This is a genomic window from Pseudoalteromonas sp. SCSIO 43095 (genome assembly GCF_023650455.1).
In the GTDB taxonomy this organism is placed as follows: domain Bacteria; phylum Pseudomonadota; class Gammaproteobacteria; order Enterobacterales; family Alteromonadaceae; genus Pseudoalteromonas; species Pseudoalteromonas tetraodonis.
The window spans coordinates 1,729,277-1,753,487 of the sequence record NZ_CP087995.1; the positions used below are offsets into that span (position 1 = coordinate 1,729,277).

A 24,211-nucleotide genomic window follows, 5' to 3' on the forward strand; every position below is an offset into this window, starting at 1 on the left:
TGTTTAACCTTAGCCGAGCATGTATACGTTAAAACATCGGCATAAAAATAATCGAGTCGCGCAAGCGATAGGCTAACAGGCTAAACTTTATTACAGGCACAAAAAAAGGACGCTTAAAAGCGTCCTAATATAGAATAATGGTGAAGATTTAATACTCTTTATTAATCAAGCCAGCTATCAATAGCGACCAATTCAGTAATACTTGCATTTTTTGGATTATATATCCATTCCTGATCAAATACTTCTCCGAGGCGTTTACTTAAGTAACAATCACCCACTACCAAAGAAAAGAACTTATTTCCGTTAAGCTTTAAAGCAGATATAGCATCTATTTGCGAAGTTGGTAGCCCATCCATTATAAAATCAGAAACGATAAGTAAATCAGCTTTGTTGTATGTATTTTCTGTCATTAAATTAACTGCATGGCTAATAGCTGGACCTACATCAGTTCCACCATAAAACGACATTGATAAAAAGTCTGTCAACTTTTCTAAACTAAATCCTTTGGATAGATCCAAGGTATTAATCGAAGTAGAAAAGTTGATAATATAGCAATCTCTATTTTTAGCTTGCGCTTTTAGTGACATAACTAGGGCAACGGCTTTTGCAACAGTTTCAGGTGTTCCTCGCATTGAACCACTGGTATCAATACAAATAATTACAGGACCTTTTTGTTCATCTTCATCAACTGTCAACTCCTCCTCTATTTCAAATTCCTCATCAACAAATTGCTGCCCCGACATTTCAAAGCACATCAAAGAAGATTCAACATACTTAAGATCAAATAATATTGATGTATCCTCGTCACTTAATAGCGCTAATTCAGAAGGTAGTGCATGCTCAATATCTTTAGATAATTTAATACCTACTATTTCTTCTTTAGAGTTAATATCAATTATGGGAGATTTTTGTATATAAGAATGAGTAACTGTTTCTATTCTTTCACTTTTTTTAACTTGGTTAATACGACCTAATAAGTCTAATAGCTTTTTAATTCCTTCATCACTATGAATTCGTTCCATTAAGCTTTTAACTTTAGCTAAATTATTTAGCTTTAAAGAACCACTCGAAAGATCTAGTAAAATGCCTGGCTCAAGACCTAGCGTACATAATAAAGTAAGCATTTCGTCAATAAGCTTTAGTTTTTTAGCTAAGCTTTTTAAAAACTTTTCTCTCAATAAAATTATTTGCTCTAGCTCCCATTGCTCATATAGTGAGCGTAGTAATTTTTGCCACTCCTTTGCCAATAAATTAGCAGAAGTGGCTAAATCACTAGCAGCTTTAACGTTCTTACTTTTTGACGCAACAGCCTCATTTTTGAGGTGAACTAAATCTGTATCCCAAAAGTCTTTGTTGTAATTAACGTTACTTTTTAAACACAAAGCTTTGTATTTTTTTAACGCAAGCTCATATTTTTTTGTGGTTATGCTATCAAAGTCTAAACCAGTAAACGCATCCAATTCATTTTGATCATCGTAATAAGGGTACTCTAATAAGCAATGCCGGTACGTTTTATCGGCCCAATTTTTTAAGCGCTCTTCTACTTGTAATGTTAAGTTGGGCGCTTGCTCAAATACATGCTGGTAATCGTTATGTATTTCAGACAGCATAGTGGTTGTATACTCATCAACTTTACGCACTACATAACCCTTTTAAACGGTCACAATCTTTAATTCTTAACTTCAAATCACTTATTTGCTGATTAATGCCTTTTAGCGCTATATTACATGATTGTTCAGATACAAACGGTGAGTACAAGCTAGACACATACTCTGCTTGCTTAGCCTCACATAATTCTAAAGTTGTCCTCAAGCTCTGTGTAAGCTTGTTAACTTCAGCTTTTAAAGCATTAATTAGGCGGTTATTTACGTTTTGTTTCTTTTGCCCTTTTTTGTATAAAATTTTTGGAGTAAAAACACCTTCCGCGCTCCATCGAGTTCGATTTATTCTTGTGACTTTAATTGAACAGCTTCCTTGTTTATTAAAACATCCCTCATAACCATCCAGTTCAACCGCTTGAGTATTTACTGGAATAAAAGTTTCTTCACTATTCATATTATTTTTTGGGATATAGAGTGTTTTTTGTGCCCTTTCTCTGCCCCAATGGTCGCCAAACTCGAAATTCATAACTGCTTTAAAAAACTCTTTTCCATCAATATTCACAGTATCGTAAACATCTTTTTCATGAAAAATTTCATGAGTAATTTCTTTATCAAGTGCATCTTTCTTTCTATCAAGCTCAGCTAAGCTTAGCTCTGGTGAAAAACCAGATTTTTCTATGGCATTATTTACTATGCTCTCAACATCTTCGCGATTATTCTCGGTGGTCCAAAGGCAATAGCGTAATAATAAAGCATCACTGTGGTTAGTTTGTTTGCGGTTATTAAAAAATGCCGAGGCTTTTAGCAATTGAGCTGCTTTTTGCCAACGTCTGTCTGATACATAAACACCAAGCTCTTCAAATTGTTCCGACAGCTCTTTTCTTATTAAATGAATAATTGTTAACGTATCTTGTGAAAGTTCAACCGTATCAATCTTTTTAAGCCAACTAGCCCATTCGTTATTCTTAATGACTACATCATCAGTAATTCTCACTTCAGCATGAGTTGGCTTACTACTAATTAAGCTTTCAAAGTTTTCTTTTATTTCAATTGGGCCAACCATTAACCTAATAATAAAGCGATCATACAGAGCATCTAACCCTTGGTTTTCTTCCGGCGTTTCGTTTGATGCCGCAATTAAGGCCTTTAAGGGCGCTTTTTCAAGCTCTTGCCCGTTTTTGTAAATACCCTCATTTATGAGTGTTAATAAACTATTTAATATTGCAGGGCTCGACTTCCAAATTTCATCTAAAAATGCAAACTCTGCTTTAGGTAAATAATTTTCAGTTTTACGTGTATATTGATCTTCTTTTAACGCTTTAATCGATACCGGCCCAAATACCTCTTCTGGTGTACTAAAACGGTTCATTAAATATTCAAAATAAGGCGGTTTATCAAATGCTTTAGCAATACGTCGCGATATCAAACTTTTAGCTGTGCCTGGTGGCCCATATAAAAATGTATTTTGCCCAGTGAGTGCACCAAGTAATGCAATAGGGATTATCTCCTCACGCTCATGCATACCTACCGAAATTTGATCAATTAATTTTTTTATTCTTGTTTGTAAACTCATTGGTTATTCCTTTAAATTACTTCTAATGCTTTGTCTGTTGCTTGTGCAAGTGCTTTAAAAAAGCGCAAACACTTTTCAAGCTCATCTTTTTTAATTATTTGTGGTTGAGTAGTATCAAACTGCGCACGGTGTACGGCCTCGCCCCGTTTAGAAATCCACTTGTTTAGCTGTTCTCTGGCATCTTTTGGCAACACGTTTGGCCATATCCACTGCTCAGTAACATCTACACCAAAAAACTCTTCAAATAGCTTTTTGGTTTTATTTGAATTCGGGTTATGAAAAAACTTTAAGCGTTCGTTTAATTGCTTTTCTGCAAAGTGACCAAATTGAGAGCCTTTAATTAAGCTAAACTTAGCCTCAAAAATTTCAGTTACCACATCTTCAACATAGGTTTCCCATGCTGTTAGCGTCATTATTAAGCTCGCTTTTTTTAAAACATCATACGAGCATAATTCTGGATGGTTATTTAACGTTTCAAAGCATGCTAAGAGTTGTTCTGCTTCAGATAGGGCTCTATTAAAATTTTGTAATGAGAGGGTCATTTTCTTCCTTAAATATTTAACTAACAATTAGGTGTTTGTTAGTACTGCTTTATTTTTTGTAATGCTATACAAAGTTTTATAAAAATATAGTTTCACAAGCTTGTGAAAATTTAATCTAGCTGGCTTTAATCTTTTTTATAATCACTAAAATTAATGATATTACTGGTATCTGTTATTTCGTTTGATGGACCATCATCATGTTGTTGATCAGTGACAAGCGATTGGCAATAAGTTAATAAACGCTCTATGGGTATAAACTTTTCTTTGCGGCCAGTTGTTTTATTAGTAATACGTTTAGGTTGGGTGTTTAAGTGAATAGCTAACTCAATGGCAAGCTCTTTAGGTAAATCATAAAGTCCCTCTTCTTGTAGTGTTTGAGTAACCCAAAGTGCAGCGTCGCTAATATGCCCACTTATACTCAAATCGGTATTTTTAACCCAGTGTGGAGTAAACTCTGTTTTAGATAGTTCACTCAACAGCACCGCTATATCGCTGCGTGGTATTAGCTGATACACCTCAAGCGTTTCTGCCATCATTAATTGCCACTCATATTGTAGGCACTGCGTTAACTCTTCTTGCGATAGCTTTAAACTAACCGGTATAAAAAACGTAAAACGGCTATTCGCCTCACAAACAATGATTGTTTTTTCACGAGATTTATAGCTGTTATCAATAATCTGTAATTGCCAGTTAAAGCAATTTTTATCGCTTATGCGGGTATTTACCCCCGCTTGTTTTCCTGGTTCATGTGGCAGGCGAGGTAAATCAGCTTTTAGGTATTTGTTAAGTGCGTTTGAGGCGTTTAGACAAAATAACATTTATTTTTTAACTCTTTTATTTTTGAGATTGATTAATTACAGTGATATTTCAACTAACTATTCCCCACACCAATAGCGAAAATAGACCTGATCCAACCGACTTTTGAAAACTTGAATAAAGCCAATCACTCCTCCAACTAACCCATGCTTAAGGGAATTAAAGTGGGCATAATTCACTGGCTGCCAATAATCATGCTTATCACGAATGGTATGAACCCAAAACGACGGATGACGCCTGCGACTTATCCAACCTACATAATTGAGTTAAAAACGTAGGTTGTTTAAGTGGCGAAGCCACACCACCCAACATTAACAAATAACCCGACGTACGGCCGTTTATTTGTGCCTGCATTTTTTATTTATCCTTACGTACAAGGTAAACAGCTTGTTTTAAAAGCTGAACGTCGGTTATGTTTTTATTTAATTCACGTTCGGTTATTTAACTTCCTTGTTCTTATTTTTATAAATTACGTTATAATTCACCAGCGAAAGCTTTTTGGCTTAGTGAGTGAAACAACTCATTACTTCCAGTTGTATTTGCTGAAAATTTAGTTTTGCTTTCATTTACTGCTTCAAAAACATTTTTAAATTTTATTACCAACTCAATCGGTGGAAGTATAAGTTTAAAATCGCTTAAAAAGTCTTTTGGTACTCGTTTGTGACCAACAGCACCGGAAAAGTTGCTAGCAGCAACTTTTCTAAAAAGAGGCAAATGTATCAAGCTATATATGAATGGGGCGTAGTTGTTGTTATCAGGTCTAAATACATGGAACTCCGTTGAGCCAAACCCTATTCCGTTTTTCAGTCCTGTTGCAATCGCAGCTTTTCCGTTTTCCATACACGGAGTAATCTTAGCGAAAAGCACATCACCTTCTTTAAAAGCTGTAAAACCTTTTTTAACATCTGAATAAACTCGAATATCTGAAGAATCCAAAACATGCGAATCTTCGGAAACACTTGGCATTGGGACAAATGAAACTGGAAGTTCATCATCATATTTTTCGGCTTTTGGGTTTATGACGCTAATATCGCTAAAACTCCCTTGTTTCCACCCTTTAGGGTTAGTCACCGGATCGCCGAACATATCTAGGAAGACGCTACGGAGGAAGTCGTCGGCGAGGTCGATGGCTTGTTGGCGTTTTCGGCGCACGCTGTCGGCTTTAGCTAAAATCGCGGCGATGCGTTTTTGTTCTTCAAGTGGTGGTAAAAGCATTGGATAAGCTTTCAATGCATCCATATCAACACCACTTTGACCTGCTGTCCTCTGCGACAACCCATCGATTAAGCGAAACAGCTTTTCTTGTTTTAAAAAATAAAATAAGTAGTCTCGATCTACTTTTTCACTTGGCTGCGCTTTCATGAGTGCCACATTATATGCGCCCTCTAATCCCCTTAATATCTGGAAGACAGGAGGGCCATAACGCCCAATCATTACATCATCTTTGGAGCAAAACTTCTTAGTCGAATTCTCTGGAATATAAGTTAAATTGTCGTCCGATTTATAATCTCTAATCTGTAACAATCGAACATATCCATCTTCCAATTCATATTTAAAAGTCGATTTAGGTGGTTGCGATCCGCCAATAAACGATACAACAGAACCCAGTTCTACAACAGGCCAACTCACAGCATTGCCTCCAGCTCTTTTAAATCAGCCAATATCTCATTTTCCAATGAAACTAACTTGCCTAAGATTTCTTTTGGTGGATCGTAGTGCTCTTCTTCATAAACCACTTCTTTGTAGCGGTTTATCGACAAGTCGTATTTATTGGCTACGATATCGGCTTTGCTTACCCAAAATGCTTTTTGGGTTTTGTCGTTTGCAGCACTTGCGGCCACTGCTTTATCACGGGCTTTAAACTGCGCGACTAAATCTGGTAGGTCGTTACCTTTGATTGGTGTGCGTTTATCGTCTAGCGAAAAGCCATCGGCTTGTACGTCATAAAACCACACATGGTCGGTACTACCGCCTTTGGTGAAAATTAAAATCGCGGTTGATACACCTGCATAGGGTTTAAATACCCCGCTAGGCAAGGATATAACTGCTTCAAGCTGGTTATTATCAACCAGTAATTTACGCAATTGTTGATGCGCTTTTGATGAGCCAAACAATACACCGTCTGGCACGATAGTCGCAGAGCGACCTCCAATACGTAACATGCGCTCAATCAACGCTACAAACAGCAGCTCAGTCTTTTTAGTTTTTACTTTACGTAAAATTTCTGGGCAAACGTCCTCTTCATCCAATGAGCCTTTGAATGGCGGGTTGGCGAGTATTATGTCAAAGCCTTCTTTGGCCTTTTGCGGGTAATGCTCTTTAAAGTTTTGGCTTAGGGTATCTTGATAATGTATGCCCGGTTGTTTAATGCCGTGCATTACTAAGTTCATGGCGGCTACGCGTAACATGGTTGCGTCAAAGTCAAAGCCGTTGAACATGTGAGCATCTATGTGGCTGCGCTGCTCTGGGGTTATTAAATCGCCTGAGTAAAGCAGGTTTTCGAGCGGTTTACCGCTGTCATCAAGCTGTATATTACCATTTACGTCAAGCACGGGTTCACGGTCGATGCCCTCGGCTGATGTGTATTTTTGTAAAAGGTATTCGTAACTTACTGATAAAAAGCCACCGGTGCCGGTTGATGGGTCGCAAATTTGACTGGTAACATCTGGGTCCATCATTTCGACCATAGCGCGTATAATGTGGCGCGGGGTTCTAAATTGGCCGTTTATGCCTGCGGTGGTGAGTTTGCTAAGCAAGTATTCGTACAAATCGCCTTTGGTGTCTGAGTTTTCAAGCGGTAGGTCGTTGACCATTTCAACCGCTTTTACCAATAAGCTTTGCTTTTGGATCATCAATTGCGCGTCTTTCATAAACTCGTTAAATATCGCGCCTTCTGGCGATACGTCGTCTGAGGTTTTTGAAAAGTACGGAAACAGCTCATCTTTAACCAGTTTGTATAACTCTTCGGCTCCTAAATGGCGCAGGTTTTGCCAACGAATGTGTTGTTCACTGTCGCTAAAGCGGCGATTAAATGGCTGCTTAGTACGGGCGCTGCGTTTTTCGTCGGCTTGCTCGTTCATGTCGAGCATACGGGCGTACATTAAAAAAGTAATTTGCTCTACTACGGTCAGCGGGTTAGTTATGCCGCCTGTCCAAAATTCTTCCCATAGTTTGTCGATTTTACTTTTTAAAGGTCCGGTTATCATAGTTTTCCTAGTGTGAGCGGTTTATTGCGCTCATTGTGTTAATTAATTTTTTATATGGCATTGTTGGATGGCGCTTTGGCTTATCCAACATCGTCGGATGGCGCTTTGCTTATCCAACACCGTCGGATGGCGCTTTGCCTTATCCAACACCGTCGGATGGCGCTTTGCCTTATCCAACACCGTCGGATGGCGCTTTGCCTTATCCAACACCGTCGGATGGCGCTTTGCTTATCCGACCTACGTTTTGTGCTATTTAATTTTGGCTTAATAAATTTTCGATTAATTGCACCTAGGCCGCTGTTACGCTCTTGTGCAAATAGCTTGGTAGCTTCGCCTTTGTTTATAAGGTTTTGCTTAAGCTGAGTAATTGCGGCTTTTGCATCATTAAGTGGCGTAAGTGTACCGCCTAACTCACCTTTTGGTGAATTAAGCAGTCCTTCATCATACTGTTGTAGCCATAAAAAGGTTTGCGTGTAACTGGCAATTATATCTACTAGCCCTGCACCAAACTCACTGTTTTGTGGCAATAGCAATACGTTTAACGAGTTGCAATGCATTATCTAGCTCTGTTGCGTTTTGTGCTAATCGCTCTTGATTTAAGGTGTAACCTTTTAATAAATGCTGCTTTAACGTTTTAGTTGCCCACTGGCGAAAGCGTGTTGCTTGAGTTGAGTTAACGCGGTAGTCCACAGATATTATTGCATCAAGGTTGTAGTGTTTTAATTTACGTTTTACTTGGCGTTTACCCTCTTGGCGAACTACCGAGTAATCCTCGATAGTTGCGTTTTCATCAAGTTCACCTGATTGATATATGTTTTTTAGGTGTAAACTAATGTTGTCGGTTGATGTTTTAAACAGCTCAGCAAGCTGAGATTGCGATAACCAGATACTTTCTTGCTGCACTTGCACTGCTAACTGTAGGCTACCATCTTCATTTTGAAACACTTCTACTTGATTAGCCATTTACACTATCACTTCTTTATCTACCGTTTGGTTTTTATCACCCAATTGTACATCAAACTGCTTAATAAATTGCTCTATTACGTCGGCTTGTTGCTGGCTAAATACGCCATCGAGTCCCATGTCGTGTATTTGTGTAAAAGGCGCATCGTAAAGCTGGGCTATTTCGATAGCGCCGTGGCGAATTAGGTGGTTTTTTAACATACCAATAAAGCGCTGTTGCTTGGCATTTACATGGGTGTGTATTTGCTGCACAAAGGTTGTAAAGCTCTGCTCTATGGCGTTTTTATCCATGCCGACTATGGTACGCAATATTTTGTCTAAGCTAGCGGTTGATTCGGGAAAAAACTCTTTTAATGTATTTAAATCAACACTTGGGTTTTGCGTATGTACTAACGAGCTTAATTGCGCTAAGTCGGCTTCGGTTACTGGTTCGCCGTTGCGAATTTTTTTAAGTACGCTGTCGGTTTCAAATAACGGGGTGAGCGTTTTTTCAACCTCTTGACGATATATTTGATAATCTATAGAGACTATTTTTGTAAGCCTATCAGCCTCTTTAATTTGGTTTGTGTCTTCTTTTATGTCGAGCACAAAATCACTTGTTGGCGGCTTCACGCTTTTATTACGTAGGTGAATAATACTGCGCAAATTAATACGGCTTTGCTCAAGCGCTGCATGGGTTAAATATTGCCAATATTGCTCGGTTTGTATGTCAGCTATAGCTGGTGCTTTGCTACGCACTTCGTTTAAGTGCATTTGTAGCGATTCAACCTTGTTCATTATGCTTTGTTTAGCTAAATCGATTTGGCTGGCGTCGGTAAGTAATAGGGTTTGAATAGTGGTAAGCTCAGAATCAAATTTATAGGCTTCACTTTGCCCCATTATGTTACGCCATTGCATAAGCGGCGCAACTTTTTCGAGCAAGTCGCTTACTGTTTGCGGTGCAAATTGATTAAGACGTTTAAGGTCTTTATAGGTTTCGACCACTTGCCAATTGTCGCGTACCGATATCGACTCCATTGGCAGTAAGCAAATATCGTCGTGAATTAATTTTATTGTTTGGTCAAATACATCCATATTGGCTTTTTTAAGGGCGGTTTGTGCAAGGGTTACCCGCGCTTCAAATAGCTTTTGCAGTAACGATTTGGCTTGTTTTACGTCTTCTTCTTCTGGGTTTTCATCAAAGTATTCAAAGTTTGCCCAGTGGTCGAATATTAAAAAGTGAGTTTTGTGCTTGCCAGGGCCATAAAGGTTTTCGCATAAGCGTGTACCACGGCCAATCATTTGCCAAAACTTTACTTTTGATTTTATGGGTTTTGCAAAAACCAGGTTTACACATTCAGGTACGTCTATACCGGTGTCGAGCATATCGACCGACACCGCAATACGCATACTGGTTTCGTCGCTTGATTTAAAGTCGTCTATTAGCTCTTCGGCGCGTTCGTACTTTGAGTGAATAACGCGGCAAAAATTAGCACCATGTTGTGGGTAAAGCTCGCTAAATAGCTGCGCTAATAATTCAGCGTGGGCTATGTTACGGGCAAATATAATTGTTTTACCTGGCAGCTGGCCGTCTTTATCGCGCAGGCCTTTTTCCATTAAATTACGTAGTATTAGCCTGTTGGTGTCTTTATTTTTAATAGCTTCGTCTATTTGTTTGGCGTCAAAGTCGAGCTCGTTCGGATCAATCCCTTGCTCTTCTAATTGGGCTATTTGCTCATCGGTGAGGTTATCTTTTTTAATGCCTTCGCGTAAAAACTGCGTGGTGTAACTTACAATTTTGTAAGGCACTAAGTTGCCTTGTTCTATGGCGTCTTCGAGTGGGTAATTGGCTGTGGGCATTTTGTAGTCGCAGCCAAATAAATCACAGGTTGAGCGCGATACCATTTCTACCGGTGTGGCGGTTAAGCCTACTTCGAGTGCGTCAAAGTATTTAAAAATATCGCCATAAATATTGTAAATTGAACGGTGCGATTCATCGGCTACTATTAGGTCAAAATGGCCTACGTCGTACGTGTTCATTATGCGTAGCATGCCTGGGTAGGTTGCTATAAATACACGGGCACTGGCTGCGGTGTTTTTAGCGCTTTTGCCTACAATATGCACTGGCTCTTTGGTGTGTTCGCTAAAGGCGTTACCCGCTTGTTTACGCAGCTCTTTTCGGTCACATAAAAACAGTACCCGCTTTGCCCAACCGGCATCGAGCAGGCGCTTTGCAAGGGCAATAGATACGCGTGTTTTACCCGTGCCGGTGGCTTGCACAATAAGCGCCTTGCGGTGTTTATCGCTAAAGCGCTCACACACACGGGTTATGGTTTCCATTTGATACAAACGCCCAGCTACTGCGGTATCTATCGGCGTTTTATTTAAATCTTTTTTAAGTGTGCGCTGTTTTATTAAATACTGCAGGGAGTCTTTTGAGTAGTAACCGTATAAACCGCGGCTATTATAGCCTTGCGCGTCGTCGAGTATTTTTATATCCCAGCCGTTAGAATAAAAAATAACGGGGCGTTGCCCATATTGTTTTTCGAGCGCGTTGGCATAAAGCGTTGCTTGCTGGCGGCCTTTTTCGATATTTTCGCGGGTGCGTTTTGCCTCTATTACGGCAAGTGGTTTGCCGTCGTCATCCCATAACACGTAGTCAACATAGCCTACGCCTGTTGTTGTAGGTTGGTCGGTTACTTTTACTTCTTTGCCTACGTCTTCTGTTGATTCGTCGCCAAGTGCTACGTTCCAACCTGCATTGCGTAAATCTAAGTCGATAATGCGTTTACGGGTTTCGTGTTCGTTAAAGTTAAAGCTTGAGTTAACAATTTGCTCATTTCGGGTTTTAACCTGAGTAAGCTTTTCTGCATCAATCGTTTGTTTTAGTTTTGCAGCTTGCTGCTGCGCTTGTTTTTGTGCAAGTTCTGCGGCTTCTAGTTCGTCAAGTGCGTGTTTTAAACGGGCTTGGTTTTCGGCTAGCTGCTGAGTGAGTTGTTTGTTCTTTTTAGCAAACTGAGCATCACTTTGATTAGTTGGCTGTGTTTGCTCAGGTGCTTTAAACTCTGGGCATTCTTGTTGCGTGCCATTGGCATAAGCCATAAACAAATAAGAGGCTACAAAGTAGCTTTCTTTTAATATCCAAATAGCTTGTTGTTGATCTACTTTGCCTTCGTGAGCCGCTTGGTTACCGCTTTTACGTATGGCGTGGAGCTTATCGGTAATTAAACGCGGCACGGCACTGGTAAAGTCGTCGGCGGTAAGTTTATCAAAAATATTAGAAGTGGGTAAAACAGGTAAACTAAGTTCTTTGTATAGGTAGCCTACTACTTTTTCAGCAAAGCAACGTAATTTCACCAATGCGCTTTGCGGATCGCTAATAGCATACTCTTCTGCAAAAGCGGCTAATTGGTGTAGCTCTGGCCACTTAGATTGAATGTGTTCAAAGTTCATTGATTGCTTCATTCCTGATTACTTCCTTATCAACTAATTTACCATGCGTTATTATTTTTATGCGTTTGCAAGCTTGCGAATATTAAGCCGTTATATTTATTTTTATATTATGTGTTACTGCACTTATCCAGTAGCTTGTTTCAAAGCTTTGGTTATTGGAGTCAATCGCTATTTTTTTAGCAAGCTCGTTGGGTAACACCTTATTTATTTTATTATTTATGCGACTACGCGTTTGCTGCACAAAGGTTTTTTCCATTACCTTTAAATTACTGTGTAGACCGTCTCTAAAATCTTCGGGCTCTATGCCAAACGTATCACGGAATATACGTAAATCACTGCTATTTTGCTGTAAAAGCATGAGGTATTCTTTGCTGTAACGCAAAGACTTTTCAAAATCACGACTTACCACTAACTGTTTATTCTCACTTTGGCTGTATTGATTTAACCATAAATAAAAGGCGGTTTCTTTTGCGGTAAGTTTAATTTCGATACCTGCAAAGGTGAGTGTTTTTGCTTTTGCGTTTACCTCTAGGGTTAAATCTTTTTTATGGGCTGAGTTTAAGCTTGCGACTGTTTGGCTAAACGATGCACTTTGCATATTGGCAATGAGGGTTTCGTCGATAGATTGGCGCATTCGTACAAATGGGATCTCGGCAAGGGTTACCTTTGCATTAATACAATCAACCTGTTTACCATTTTTACCTTTAATAACTTGGCTGTATGGTGTTGGATAGTAAAAGTCTTTTACAAATTCAAATTCATCATTAACGAATACATGACTGAGAGAGTCTTGCTCGCGCCCCAATAAAGACATGGCATAGCCTAAATAAAACGCCATTGTTTTACGTCCACCCGCTATAGATGCATGAATACTAATATCGTTTTTATTGGTAAGTTCAAACACTTTACGCGTAATAAAGTCGGCCATGTAGGTTTGTTCTATTTCAGATTTAGCATCATTAATAGCTTGGCCTTTATCATCTTCTATTAGCCATATGTTTTCATCGGGGAGTTCAATATTAGGAAGTTTATAATCTGCTATTAGTTTAGCTAAATGGCCCTGCTCAAATAGTCCATCGGTGAGCATGGCCTTGGTGCTTTTTGTAGTTATAACAAATACTTCTTTAGGCATGGGTTTACCCTGCTGATAAAGCGCAAAAAGCGTTTCGGTTAATACTTGTGGGCTGGCACCGGTAACTATTAGTAGTACATACTTCATCAACGATCCTTTTGTATGAGGGATCTGCATAATACATAAATTACATAGTTAATGAAACTTGTTTGAGCTCAGTGGATTAAGTGAAATAAAGTGAAGTGATAAAACGCCCGAATACTTGCAAAAAAAAGTTTAATTTAGGGCACAAAAAAAGGACGCTAAAAAGCGTCCTAATATTGAATAATGGTGGAGGAAGAGGGATTCGAACCCTCGTTAGGGATTAACCTAAACACACTTTCCAGGCGTGCGCCTTCAGCCACTCAGCCATTCCTCCACGGTGTTGCATTGCAACAGCGCGTTATAGTATGAAATAGGTTACATAGGTGCAAGGCATTTTTAAATTTGTGCTGCTAAGTGCCTAATAATCAATCAGCAATTTACTTTAGGCATAAAAAAACGGCTAACCCAGTAGGATTAGCCGTTTTTATACGAAGTGATGTTTACTTTGCCATGTTGGCTGTAAAGTCTAACATGCGATTAAGTGACTTGAGCGCGCCTTCGCGTAAGTCCATATCTACAAATACTTCTTTACCGCTGGCATCAATCAGTGCTTCCTCAATCGCTTGTAAGCCGTTCATTGCCATCCAAGGGCAGTGAGCGCAAGTTTTACACGTAGCGCCGCTACCAGCCGTTGGCGCTTCAAAAAACTCTTTCTCTGGGCATAGTTGCTGCATTTTATAAAAAATACCGCGATCGGTGGCTACAATAAACTTTTTATTAGGCATAGTTTGCGCAGCTTTAATTAGCTGGCTTGTTGAACCCACCGCATCTGCCAGTGCTACTATTTCGGCAGGTGACTCTGGGTGAACCAATACACCTGCGTCTGGGTGTAGGGCTTTCATATCTTTAAGCGCTTTGGTTTTAAATTCATCGTGTACGATACATGCGCCGTTCCACATGATCATATCGGCGCCGGTATTTTTTTGAATGTAGCTACCTAAATGCTTATCTGGGCCCCAAATAATTTTTTCGCCTTGCTCATCTAAGTGCTCTACTATTTCAAGTGCACACGATGAGGTAACTATCCAATCAGCACGCGCTTTAACCGCGGTAGAGGTGTTAGCGTATACCACCACTTTGCGATCTGGGTGTTGATCACAAAATGCTGAAAACTCATCCACAGGGCAACCAATATCTAACGAACAGGTTGCTTCTAGCGTTGGCATGACCACAGTTTTATTAGGCGTTAAAATTTTAGCGGTTTCACCCATAAAACGTACGCCTGCGACGATGATCATGTCGGCATCGTGGCGAGCACCAAAACGTGCCATTTCTAGTGAATCGGCTACACAGCCCCCTGTTTCTTCGGCAAGTGCCTGAATTTCAGGATCTGTGTAGTAATGGGCTACAAGCACTGCATTTTTATCTTGCAGTAGTTGCTTAATACGTGCTTTATATTCGCCTTGCTCGTCTTTAGTTAACGGCGCTGGCTTAGGAGGAAAGATATAACCTTCAGGCATAATAGTTTGAGCTAGACTCATGTTCTCGACCACTTCATCTACAGTGCATTAATTACGGCAAATTATACGAGAATACGCAGGTAAATAACAGCTATCTGGGCATGCTGTTTATAAATAAAAATAACAAACTAATTTAAATATAATAAGAGGAATGTTGAGATTTTTTAGAAGTGGTGGGTCATGATGGACTTGAACCATCGACCAATGGATTAAAAGTCCACTGCTCTACCAACTGAGCTAATGACCCGCTCTGTGTCTAACTGCCATTAATTCATCCTGAAGCTTGGGACCGGCTCGTCGTCCTGACTCGCGTTCATAAGACTGCGAAACTTCGTTTCGGTTTTTATTCACCCAACTGAGCTAATGACCCGCTCTGTGTCTAACTGCCATTAATTCATCCTGAAGCTTGGGACCGGCTCGTCGTCCTGACTCGCGTTCATAAGACTGCGAAACTTCGTTTCGGTTTTTATTCACCCAACTGAGCTAATGACCCGCTCTAAATTCTGTGTAGAATTAACATGCTGCGTAAATCCGCCGATTAAACCAATCTTTACTTAAATAAAGAATGGTGGGTCATGATGGACTTGAACCATCGACCAATGGATTAAAAGTCCACTGCTCTACCAACTGAGCTAATGACCCGCTCTAAATTCTGTGTAGAATTAACACGCTGCGTAAATCCGCCGATTAAACCAATCTTTACCTAAATAAAGAATGGTGGGTCATGATGGACTTGAACCATCGACCAATGGATTAAAAGTCCACTGCTCTACCAACTGAGCTAATGACCCGCTCTGTGTGCTTACTATTTAAGTGAGCTGCGTAAATCCGCCGATTAAACCAAACTTTATCTTGATAAAGAATGGTGGGTCATGATGGACTTGAACCATCGACCAATGGATTAAAAGTCCACTGCTCTACCAACTGAGCTAATGACCCGCTCTAAATTCTGTGTAGAATTAACACGCTGCGTAAACCCGCCGATTAAACCAATCTTTACCTAAATAAAGAATGGTGGGTCATGATGGACTTGAACCATCGACCAATGGATTAAAAGTCCACTGCTCTACCAACTGAGCTAATGACCCGCTCTGGTTTACTTATAAAAAGTAAGTGCGCGTAAATCCGCCGATTATAACCATTCAATAGAGAATGGTGGGTCATGATGGACTTGAACCATCGACCAATGGATTAAAAGTCCACTGCTCTACCAACTGAGCTAATGACCCGCTCTGGTTTACTTATAAAAAGTAAGTACGCGTAAATCCGCCGATTAGACCATTCTAAATATAAAAAAGAATGGTGGGTCATGATGGACTTGAACCATCGACCAATGGATTAAAAGTCCACTGCTCTACCAACTGAGCTAATGACCCGCTCTTTTTGCCGCATTTCGAGTGGGGTTACCATTCGTTTGCTGCGGGCGCTTATAATACTTATTTATAAAATGAGTGCAACCGAAATTGTCTCTTTTTTTAAGTTTTTATGTCTAGTTGAGCAATTTTAGACCGCTTATGACAAAAAGCAGTCTAATCAAGCATCAACATTTATTTTGATAAGCGTTCTGTGGCTAATTTAGCAGCAGTTGTACTTGGGTACTGATTGATAAGCTCATTCAGTATTTTTTGTGCTTCTGCCTTCAAACCTTGCTCTTGTAAAAGTGTACCAAGCTTTAACATCGCATCTGGGCGTTTATTTGAATTTGGAAATTCGTTAACAACTACTTTAAAGTGCTCGGCTGCTTTTACACCGTCATTTTTAATCGTTAATAGTTGTCCCAGCCAATAATGTGCGTTTGAGGTGTACACTGAATTTGGATACGTTGTTAAGAACGCTTGAAATTCTGGAATAGCTTGGTCGTAGCGTTTATCTTTCATTATAAGCGCAACAGCACGTTCGTACGCTTCGTTTTCAGATAAATCGCTGCTGTAGCTCTGCTCGTTACTAGGCTGTGTGTAGTCTGTTGTAGGCGCTGGAGCGGTCGGCTTTGCATACGCTTGGCTAACACGGTTCTCAATTTCTTGATAAAGCTCGCGTTGACGCTGGAGTACTTTTTCAAGCTTATAGCTTTGCTCTTCTGTTACTCCGCGTATTTGACTAACTTCATCTTGCAGTAAATTGAGCTGTTGCTGTAACTCTACTTGTAAAAAATTACGCTGTTGCATCATACTTTCAAGTGTTGCTAAACGCTTTTCAATGCTTGACTGTGAACTTGCAGCTTCTGAAACAGGAGCGGGAGCAGCCAAAACTTGGGTGCTCCCGCTCAATATCATGGCTGCCAAAATAATTTTCGGCTTCATAATATCTCTTATCTTAGTAAACTAGTACCGCACGGCGGTTTTTAGCGAAAGCAGACTCAGTGCGAGATTTAACCATTGGCTTTTCTTCGCCGTAGCTAACTACTGACATTTGGCTTGCAGAAACACCTAAGCTTTGTAGGTATTTTTCAACTGCTTGTCCACGGTGCTCACCAAGTGCAATGTTGTACTCTGGCGTACCGCGCTCATCTGCGTGGCCTTCAATTAATACTTTAACAGAAGGATTTTTAACTAAAAACTCAGCGTGTGCACGAAGTAAGTCTGCATATTTGCTTTCAACTGTGGCTTTATCAAAGTCAAAGTAGATAATTTGCTCTTGACGAAGCGCTTCGTACTTTTGACGAAGTTGCTCTTCTGCTTGTTGCTCTGGCGTCATTGTGGCTACTTCAACTGTATCCGTTGTTGTTTGCTCAACAGTTGCTTGGTTTGACTGGTTAGCTGCATTTTCGTCGATATCTGAAGATGAGCTACAAGCTGCTAGTGTCATTACTGGCACAGCAATTAGCAGGCCTTTAAGTATTTTGTTAAGTTGCATTGAGTAGATTCCTATTTTGAGTAAACCAGCAATTATTACTGTAAATATGGCGACCAAGCAGGTGCCTTTACTTGTCCATCAAGCACAGGTAAACGTGCTTTAAAACGACCGTCCATCGATACTAGCGCAAGTACCTGTTTATTATTGTGGAGCGTGCTGTATATAATCATCGAGCCATTTGGCGCTATGCTCGGTGATTCGTCAAGGCGAGTTCGTGTTAAAACTTGAAACGCACCTGTAGCCAACTCTTTCTTAGCAAGATGATACTGTCCGTTAGTACGGTTTACCATCACTAATTCTTTTCCGTCTGGCGAAATAGAACCCGCTAGGTTCATGTCACCGTCAAAGGTTAATCTTTGCGTTCTGCCAGTTTTTAAATTTAACTTATAAATCTGAGCATTACCACCCCTTTCCGACGTAAATACTATATCTTCACCATTTGGGTACCACGAAGGTTCGGTATCTATACTACGATGGCGTGTTAATCGCGTCTCTTTACGTGTTAGTAAGTCTAATAAGTAAACCTCAGTTGCACCAGTTTTATCTTTTGACAGCACGAGCAGTAACTTTTTACCATCTGGCGAGAATTGCGGCGCGCCGTTAATTCCCTTGTAGCTGGTGATCAATTCGCGTTTACCCGTATAAATGTCTTGAATGTAAATTTGGCTCTGGCGATTTTCAAAGGTTACATACGCTAACTTAGTACCGTCAGGTGACCAAACCGGCGACATTAATGGCTCTTTTGAACGCAATAATACTTGTTCATTAAAACCATCGTAATCAGCAACGACTAACTGATAAGGCTTTTCTTCGGTATCACGTACAATAACATAGGCTATTTTTGTTAAAAACGCGCCTTTTTCGCCAGTTAGCTTTTCATAAATAACATCACTAATGCGGTGCGAGTATCGACGAAATCCAGTTTCACCAATTACGCTTTGACGTGCTTCTAAAATATGGTCTTGGCTTTGAACAAGCTTACCGTTGCTCATCATTTGTGTTTCACCGCCAGTAATTTGGCCGCGAATAACATCAACAAGCTCATAACGTACTAAGTAACGTCCGTTGGTTTGCTGTTCTACTTCACCCACTAAAACCGCTTCAACGCCTTTATTAACCCAAGCGCCGTAATCAATATCGCCGTCTTTATGTGGTTGTTGAGGCATTTGTGAAACGCTAACTGGCTTAAATTTGCCACTGCGCATTAAATCAGCAGCAATAACATCGCTAAGCTGCTCTGGAATAGGGCCAATACCTTGATATTTAAAAGGCACAATCGCAATCGGTCTTGCACCGTCTATACCTTCAGTAATAACAATTTCAAGTGCCGCGTGTGCAACACCCTGAAACCCTAATATTAAAACTAAACAGGCTATTTTAATTTTGTTAAACATGTCATCCCTTAAAACTCTGGCGCGATGGTTATATTAATATTCTTTAATTGTTCGAATACGTCTTTATCTTTCGATACCGGTAATGTGTCGGCCATGCGAACCGCTCTTAAAGCAGCTTCACACACTAACTTATCACCACCTAACGACTTAACCTGCGTAACCAAGCCATTAAACCCAAGACGGAGATTAATGCGGCATTGCTGGTTTTTCATTTTTTCATCAATTAATAAGTTTTGCTGAATACGCGCCATAATTAATGCACGGTATTTATCAACTTCACTCACTACTTGCTGTTGACGTATTTTATTGCGTGCAGCCTGCTCTTTGGCAAGTTGCTCTTGCAGTATTTGTTCTTGTAATGCTTGCTGACGTTTACGCTCAGCTTCTTCAGCACGTTTTTTACGCTCTTCTTCGGCTTTTTTAAGCGCGGCTTCTTCGGCTTTGCGTTTGTCGGCAGCCGCTTTAGCAGCATCTTCAGCCTCTTGCTTTTGCTTTTGCGCTTGTTTGGCTTTTGCTCGCTCACGTTGTTCTATTTCGCGGGCTTTTTTAGCTTGAGCTTCGGCTTCGGCTCTTTCTTTCTCTTTAGCTTTGCGCTGCTGCTCTAGCTTTTTAATGCGTCTTGCTTCAGATTCACTTTGCTTACGTGCTTCTGCTGCGCGGCGCTCTAAATCACGAATGCGTTTATCTTCAGCGCGCTTTTTATCTTCTTCTTTTTTGCGTAACTCAGCAATTTTTTGCTCAACCTGCTGTTGATCCACGGTCACAGCAGACACCGCATTTTCTGGCTCAGGAATGGCGGCATTAAGCGTCACTTCCATTACTTTAGGTTTAGGTGGATGAATGTTTGCTGATGCATACAAAAATCCCCCTAATGCTAAATGCAGTATTACTGATTTGATTAACGACGTATTCATATGACTACTTGGTCCCCTCAAAGGATTCGGTCATTAAGCCTACCGATGGTACACCTGCATTCTTCAAAAAATCCATGAGCAGTAACACTTCTTGATACGACACTTTACCTGAGCCTTTAATCATTACTGGGGTATCAGGGTTTTTCATTAGTTGTAGTTTAATTACAGCGGCTACATCTAATGCTTCCATTGGCTCTTCCGGATCAGTACCTATGCTTACATAATACTTACCTTGCGAATCAATAGAGGCAATAATGGGCGGCGTATCTTTGGTATCAACTAAGTCTGACTCTTCCATTTTTGGTAGGTCTACTTTTACGCCATGGGTTATTAATGGCGCAGTGGCCATAAATATAATAAGCAACACCAACATTACATCAATGTATGGTACTACATTAATTTCTGCGACTGGGCGACGCTTTTTACGCTGGTACATTCGCTTGAGCCTCTATTTGGGTAGCTGCTTGACGGTGTAAAATATTGGCAAATTCTTCCATAAAGTTAATGTAATGAGATTCTAACTTTTCAACTTTATTAGCAAATCGGTTATAGGCAATAACGGCAGGAATAGCCGCAAATAAACCCATTGCTGTTGCAATCAAAGCTTCTGCTATACCTGGTGCAACCATTTGTAAGGTTGCTTGTTTTACTTCACCTAAGGCAATAAAGGCATTCATAATACCCCATACTGTACCAAACAAACCTATGTAGGGGCTAATTGAGCCAACGGTTGCTAAAAACGATAAGCTTGATTCTAGTTTTTCTATTTCACGAGAAAGCGCAACCCGCATTGAACGATGCGTGCCTTCCATAACAATGCCTGCACTTTGAAAGGTATTTTTTTTGTGGCGTGCAAACTCTTTGAAACCTGAGGTGAATAACGCTTCAATACCCGTTGATTGACCACCGCGTGATGAAATTTCGTTATATAGCTTACTTAGGTCAACACCAGACCAAAAACGATGCTCAAATTTTTTGGCATTTGCTAAGGCGTCAGAGATGGCTTTTTTACGTTGGAAAATAATAGCCCACGACATAACCGACATAGCAACCAACGCTAGCATTACTAATTGCACAAGCAAACTGGCCTCTAGAATTAGATCTAAAAAATTAAGCCCTGATCCCACGTTAAACTCCTAAATAATTAAAAACATCAAATTGATTTATTTGAGTAAGGTAACTTTGTAACACATTAGCCACCATTAAAGTTCAGCTAGTGTATCTAGTGTATTTCCTGCTGACAACGATATTGCTGTGAATAGCCAACAAAAAACGTTAAAAAAATAATTTTACTACTTAACTCTTGTTTTACTGTATAAATAAATAACAACAAGACTATCTATAAGCCCGCTTAATTTCACTAAAGAGTCACAAAAATACGCTGTTTATTCAAAATTAATGCATAAGCACTCATAAACACTACACGCTTACCTTAACGTAATAGTAAAACTAATACCGAACGTTTATATGTTAATACACATAAACAAAGCATTTCATTAACTTATAGAATTAATGGTTAATTAACATGCAACATTAAGTAAAAACAGAAAACCCCTGCTATTAGTTTTTTTAATCTGAAAATATAAATTTTCTAGTTTGAACAAATTCTGCCGCTTCGGTATTATTCTCCTATACCGAGCTAGCGCATTAAATGAAAGCTATTTCATTGAATCCAGTTCTTCGTAATATGATTTATTTCGTATTACTTTTTTACTTCTTGGGGTATGACCTCAACAAGTAAAACGTAGTTCCCTAGATTACTTCCTTAAACTTGTTGTTTGCCCGCATTATTTGCGGGCTTTTTTTTGCCCGCAATTTGTAAAATTAGTTACACTCGGGCTCAATACCATTACTGCAGCCGCACAATAGCCTGATGTGTCTTAACGCTCAGTGAATTATTGGCAAAGTAAAATACGTCCAAATTTAGCCTTTGCTTATACTAAAAAGCCACTGTCGTTAAAATGACAGTGGCTTTAGAAAGAGTCTCGTTATTCTGGTTATTTAATCTTTTTTAGGTAACAAGCCAAAATGGTGATACGCATTATCAGAGACAATTCGCCCTCGCGGCGTGCGCTGAATAAATCCTTGTTGAATTAAAAACGGTTCGATCACATCTTCTATGGTTTCTTTCTCTTCGCCTATTGCCGCGGCTAGGTTGTCAAGGCCAACAGGGCCACCCATAAACTTTTCGATGATGGCGAGTAAATATTTACGATCCATGTAATCAAAACCGCTTTTATCAACGTCAATCATGTCGAGGGCTTGTTGGGCTACCTCAGCATTAACCGTACCGTCTGACTTTACTTGGGTGTAATCGCGCACTCGACGCAATAATCGATTTGCAATACGTGGCGTACCGCGCGAACGTTTGGCTATTTCGGCGGCGCCATCGTCACACATTTCTAAACTAAGATAATGCGCTGAGCGCCCCACAATGTGTGATAAGTCTTCCACAGAGTAAAACTCTAAGCGTTGAACAATACCAAAACGGTCACGCAGTGGTGAGGTTAATGATCCTGCACGGGTAGTTGCACCAATGAGTGTAAACGCGGGTAAATCAAGCTTAATAGAGCGTGCTGCTGGCCCTTCACCTATCATAATATCGAGCTGGTAATCTTCCATTGCCGGGTAGAGTATTTCTTCAACTTGCGGGCTCAAACGGTGAATTTCATCAATAAACAGTACATCACCTTCTTCAAGGTTAGTAAGCAATGCGGCTAAGTCGCCCGCTTTTTCAAGCACAGGGCCCGAGGTGGTTTTAATATTTACATTTAATTCGTTGGCTACAATATTGGCAAGCGTGGTTTTACCTAAGCCTGGCGGACCGAATATTAATAAATGATCCAACGCTTCGCTGCGGCTACGCGCGGCTTCAATAAATATTTCCATTTGTTGCTTAACATGCGGCTGACCACGATAGTCGGCCAGTAACTTAGGCCTAATAGCGCGATCTATGGTGTCTTCGTTGGTTTTTTCAGCAGCATCTATTAAGCGATCAGCTTCGATCATAATTTACTCACAGCATTGATTTCAAAGATTCTTTAATTAGAACCTCAGTCGACATATCGGGTTTGCTTATTGATTTTACTGCTTTTTGCGCTTGTGGCAATTTATAACCGAGCGCCACTAACGCCGAAACCGCATCATCGGCTGCATTATTGGCTATAGTTGCATCGCTCGCAGGCTCTATTACGGCGCTATCGCTAAATGGGGTAAATAAGTCATTACCCCAATTTTTTAATCTGTCTTTCATTTCGAGCACTAAGCGCTCTGCGGTCTTTTTGCCCACCCCTGGCAGTTTAACCAAGGCAGTGGCATCTTCATTATTTACACAACTTACAAACTGCTGCGCCGACATGCCCGACAAAATGGCTAAGCCTAATTTAGGCCCTACTCCATTGGCTTTTAACAGCTCTCTAAATAACGCACGTTCGGTTTTATTATTAAAGCCAAACAATAACTGTGCGTCTTCGCGTACTACAAAATGAGTGTACACAATGGCGTTGTCGCCCACTTTAGGCAAATCGTAAAAACAGGTCATTGGCATTTGTACTTCGTAGCCAACGCCGCTCACTTCTAATAGTATTTCTGGGGGCTGTTTTTCAACTAACACGCCGTTTAAGCGACCTATCATTGTTATTTCCTTAGACGTCCTCTAACGGTTTTGCTTGCGCTACCCGCTAGTTTTATTAAATTTTGTTCAGAGTGGGCATGGCAAATTGCAATTGCAAGCGCATCCGCCGCATCGGCTTGCGGCGTACCTGGCAGTTTAAGTATGTTTTTAACCATATGTTGAACTTGCGATTTATCTGCCCCACCGTTACCCACAACGGCTTGCTTTATTTGCCGTGCTGAGTATTCAAAAACCGGTAAGTCGGCCATAGAGGCACCGACAATCGCAGCGCCACGAGCTTGACCTAGCTTTAAAGCAGAATCAGGGTTATGCGCCATAAATACTTTTTCTATAGCAAATGTTTCAGGCGAAAATTGCTCTATAAGTTGCGTAATGCCCTGGTAAATCATTTTAAGTCGGGTGGGAAAGTCATGATCGGCTAATTTAATACAGCCACTGCCTAAGTAAGTAAACTTAGCCCCTTGGTGCGCAACCACACCGTAACCCGTTAAACGCGAGCCCGGATCGATCCCTAAAATTATGGCCAAACAGCACTCCCATTATTGTTATTTATTAATAGTGCTAATAATGCCAGAGCACTGTATAAATTACCAGTACCAAGCCAAAA

20 protein-coding genes and 8 tRNA genes are annotated in these 24,211 nt (G+C 40.2%); 1 reads left to right on the top strand and 27 read right to left on the bottom strand.

Going from position 1 to position 24,211, the window contains the following annotated elements; genetic code table 11:
- Positions 1-161 precede the first annotated feature (161 nt).
- From LOC50_RS08150 to LOC50_RS08175, 6 genes are all read right to left on the bottom strand, one after another.
- Complete coding sequence (locus tag LOC50_RS08150; RefSeq protein WP_250653032.1) at positions 162-1,640, bottom strand: VWA domain-containing protein; 1,479 nt, start codon at positions 1,638-1,640, stop codon at positions 162-164.
- The gene (locus tag LOC50_RS08155; RefSeq protein WP_250653033.1) at positions 1,633-3,174 is read right to left on the bottom strand and encodes an AAA family ATPase; all 1,542 of its coding nucleotides are present in this window, start codon (positions 3,172-3,174) and stop codon (positions 1,633-1,635) included. The genes LOC50_RS08150 and LOC50_RS08155 overlap by 8 nt, the downstream gene beginning before the upstream one ends.
- Before the next feature lie 11 nt (positions 3,175-3,185).
- Positions 3,186-3,716, bottom strand: coding sequence for a HEPN domain-containing protein (locus tag LOC50_RS08160; protein ID WP_250653034.1), 531 nt, complete (start codon positions 3,714-3,716; stop codon positions 3,186-3,188).
- Positions 3,717-3,841: 125 nt separating this feature from the next.
- Positions 3,842-4,534, bottom strand: coding sequence for an amino acid adenylation (locus tag LOC50_RS08165; RefSeq protein WP_250653035.1), 693 nt, complete (start codon positions 4,532-4,534; stop codon positions 3,842-3,844).
- Positions 4,535-5,006: 472 nt separating this feature from the next.
- Positions 5,007-6,161, bottom strand: coding sequence for a restriction endonuclease subunit S (locus LOC50_RS08170; RefSeq protein ID WP_250653036.1), 1,155 nt, complete (start codon positions 6,159-6,161; stop codon positions 5,007-5,009).
- On the bottom strand, positions 6,158-7,738 hold the full coding sequence (locus LOC50_RS08175) for a type I restriction-modification system subunit M (RefSeq protein WP_250653037.1): 1,581 nt from the start codon (positions 7,736-7,738) through the stop codon (positions 6,158-6,160). Before LOC50_RS08175 ends, LOC50_RS08170 begins: the two co-directional genes overlap by 4 nt.
- A gap of 35 nt (positions 7,739-7,773) precedes the next feature.
- On the opposite strand from LOC50_RS08175, the gene LOC50_RS08180 reads away from it, so the two are divergent.
- On the top strand, positions 7,774-7,995 hold the full coding sequence (locus LOC50_RS08180) for a hypothetical protein (protein WP_250653038.1): 222 nt from the start codon (positions 7,774-7,776) through the stop codon (positions 7,993-7,995).
- 253 nt (positions 7,996-8,248) lie between these two features.
- Here the strand turns inward: LOC50_RS08180 and LOC50_RS08185 are convergent, their stop codons facing one another.
- The 21 genes from LOC50_RS08185 to ruvC form a co-directional block, all read right to left on the bottom strand.
- Entirely contained in the window at positions 8,249-8,701 is a 453-nt protein-coding gene (locus tag LOC50_RS08185) for a virulence RhuM family protein (RefSeq protein ID WP_250653039.1), read from the bottom strand.
- Entirely contained in the window at positions 8,702-12,145 is a 3,444-nt protein-coding gene (locus LOC50_RS08190; RefSeq protein ID WP_250653040.1) for a DEAD/DEAH box helicase family protein, read from the bottom strand.
- Positions 12,146-12,215: 70 nt separating this feature from the next.
- Complete coding sequence (csm6, locus tag LOC50_RS08195) at positions 12,216-13,352, bottom strand: CRISPR-associated ring nuclease Csm6 (protein ID WP_250653041.1); 1,137 nt, start codon at positions 13,350-13,352, stop codon at positions 12,216-12,218.
- 181 nt (positions 13,353-13,533) lie between these two features.
- A tRNA-Ser gene (locus LOC50_RS08200) sits at positions 13,534-13,623 on the bottom strand.
- A 166-nt stretch (positions 13,624-13,789) separates the two neighbouring features.
- Entirely contained in the window at positions 13,790-14,830 is a 1,041-nt protein-coding gene (nadA, locus tag LOC50_RS08205; protein WP_036983045.1) for a quinolinate synthase NadA, read from the bottom strand.
- A gap of 150 nt (positions 14,831-14,980) precedes the next feature.
- Positions 14,981-15,056 (bottom strand) — tRNA-Lys (locus LOC50_RS08210).
- Positions 15,057-15,375: 319 nt separating this feature from the next.
- Positions 15,376-15,451: transfer RNA gene (locus LOC50_RS08215), tRNA-Lys, on the bottom strand.
- 73 nt (positions 15,452-15,524) lie between these two features.
- A tRNA-Lys gene (locus LOC50_RS08220) sits at positions 15,525-15,600 on the bottom strand.
- A 72-nt stretch (positions 15,601-15,672) separates the two neighbouring features.
- Positions 15,673-15,748: transfer RNA gene (locus LOC50_RS08225), tRNA-Lys, on the bottom strand.
- Between the two features lie 73 nt (positions 15,749-15,821).
- Positions 15,822-15,897 (bottom strand) — tRNA-Lys (locus LOC50_RS08230).
- Between the two features lie 65 nt (positions 15,898-15,962).
- Positions 15,963-16,038: transfer RNA gene (locus LOC50_RS08235), tRNA-Lys, on the bottom strand.
- Positions 16,039-16,109: 71 nt separating this feature from the next.
- A tRNA-Lys gene (locus LOC50_RS08240) sits at positions 16,110-16,185 on the bottom strand.
- Between the two features lie 171 nt (positions 16,186-16,356).
- A complete protein-coding gene (gene ybgF, locus LOC50_RS08245; protein WP_036983047.1) occupies positions 16,357-17,109 on the bottom strand; it encodes a tol-pal system protein YbgF in 753 nt (250 codons plus the stop codon).
- A 13-nt stretch (positions 17,110-17,122) separates the two neighbouring features.
- Positions 17,123-17,662, bottom strand: a complete 540-nt coding sequence (pal, locus tag LOC50_RS08250) for a peptidoglycan-associated lipoprotein Pal (protein WP_036983049.1) — start codon at positions 17,660-17,662, stop codon at positions 17,123-17,125.
- Between the two features lie 35 nt (positions 17,663-17,697).
- Positions 17,698-19,056, bottom strand: coding sequence for a Tol-Pal system beta propeller repeat protein TolB (gene tolB / locus LOC50_RS08255; RefSeq protein WP_013464640.1), 1,359 nt, complete (start codon positions 19,054-19,056; stop codon positions 17,698-17,700).
- An 8-nt stretch (positions 19,057-19,064) separates the two neighbouring features.
- On the bottom strand, positions 19,065-19,970 hold the full coding sequence (gene tolA, locus LOC50_RS08260; protein WP_036983050.1) for a cell envelope integrity protein TolA: 906 nt from the start codon (positions 19,968-19,970) through the stop codon (positions 19,065-19,067).
- A 4-nt stretch (positions 19,971-19,974) separates the two neighbouring features.
- The gene (gene tolR, locus LOC50_RS08265; protein WP_016899822.1) at positions 19,975-20,406 is read right to left on the bottom strand and encodes a protein TolR; all 432 of its coding nucleotides are present in this window, start codon (positions 20,404-20,406) and stop codon (positions 19,975-19,977) included.
- The gene (tolQ, locus tag LOC50_RS08270) at positions 20,393-21,097 is read right to left on the bottom strand and encodes a protein TolQ (protein WP_036983052.1); all 705 of its coding nucleotides are present in this window, start codon (positions 21,095-21,097) and stop codon (positions 20,393-20,395) included. Before tolQ ends, tolR begins: the two co-directional genes overlap by 14 nt.
- 874 nt (positions 21,098-21,971) lie before the next feature.
- Positions 21,972-22,979: a Holliday junction branch migration DNA helicase RuvB gene (gene ruvB / locus LOC50_RS08275; protein WP_013464636.1), complete on the bottom strand. Its 1,008-nt coding sequence runs from the start codon at positions 22,977-22,979 to the stop codon at positions 21,972-21,974.
- 7 nt (positions 22,980-22,986) lie between these two features.
- Positions 22,987-23,604: a Holliday junction branch migration protein RuvA gene (gene ruvA / locus LOC50_RS08280; protein ID WP_036983054.1), complete on the bottom strand. Its 618-nt coding sequence runs from the start codon at positions 23,602-23,604 to the stop codon at positions 22,987-22,989.
- Between the two features lie 2 nt (positions 23,605-23,606).
- Positions 23,607-24,131: a crossover junction endodeoxyribonuclease RuvC gene (gene ruvC, locus LOC50_RS08285; protein ID WP_008114131.1), complete on the bottom strand. Its 525-nt coding sequence runs from the start codon at positions 24,129-24,131 to the stop codon at positions 23,607-23,609.
- Positions 24,132-24,211: the final 80 nt, after the last annotated feature.

Excerpts from the sequence above, each read along its gene's own strand:
- LOC50_RS08155 (WP_250653033.1), bottom strand. The coding sequence starts at position 3,174 with ATGAGTTTACAAACAAGAATAAAAAAATTAATTGATCAAATTTCGGTA.
- LOC50_RS08160 (WP_250653034.1), bottom strand. The coding sequence starts at position 3,716 with ATGACCCTCTCATTACAAAATTTTAATAGAGCCCTATCTGAAGCAGAA.
- LOC50_RS08165 (WP_250653035.1), bottom strand. The coding sequence starts at position 4,534 with ATGTTATTTTGTCTAAACGCCTCAAACGCACTTAACAAATACCTAAAA.
- LOC50_RS08175 (WP_250653037.1), bottom strand. The coding sequence starts at position 7,738 with ATGATAACCGGACCTTTAAAAAGTAAAATCGACAAACTATGGGAAGAA.
- LOC50_RS08185 (WP_250653039.1), bottom strand. The coding sequence starts at position 8,701 with ATGGCTAATCAAGTAGAAGTGTTTCAAAATGAAGATGGTAGCCTACAG.
- LOC50_RS08190 (WP_250653040.1), bottom strand. The coding sequence starts at position 12,145 with ATGAAGCAATCAATGAACTTTGAACACATTCAATCTAAGTGGCCAGAG.
- csm6 (WP_250653041.1), bottom strand. The coding sequence starts at position 13,352 with ATGAAGTATGTACTACTAATAGTTACCGGTGCCAGCCCACAAGTATTA.
- nadA (WP_036983045.1), bottom strand. The coding sequence starts at position 14,830 with ATGAGTCTAGCTCAAACTATTATGCCTGAAGGTTATATCTTTCCTCCT.
- ybgF (WP_036983047.1), bottom strand. The coding sequence starts at position 17,109 with ATGAAGCCGAAAATTATTTTGGCAGCCATGATATTGAGCGGGAGCACC.
- pal (WP_036983049.1), bottom strand. The coding sequence starts at position 17,662 with ATGCAACTTAACAAAATACTTAAAGGCCTGCTAATTGCTGTGCCAGTA.
- tolB (WP_013464640.1), bottom strand. The coding sequence starts at position 19,056 with ATGTTTAACAAAATTAAAATAGCCTGTTTAGTTTTAATATTAGGGTTT.
- tolA (WP_036983050.1), bottom strand. The coding sequence starts at position 19,970 with ATGAATACGTCGTTAATCAAATCAGTAATACTGCATTTAGCATTAGGG.
- tolR (WP_016899822.1), bottom strand. The coding sequence starts at position 20,406 with ATGTACCAGCGTAAAAAGCGTCGCCCAGTCGCAGAAATTAATGTAGTA.
- ruvB (WP_013464636.1), bottom strand. The coding sequence starts at position 22,979 with ATGATCGAAGCTGATCGCTTAATAGATGCTGCTGAAAAAACCAACGAA.
- ruvA (WP_036983054.1), bottom strand. The coding sequence starts at position 23,604 with ATGATAGGTCGCTTAAACGGCGTGTTAGTTGAAAAACAGCCCCCAGAA.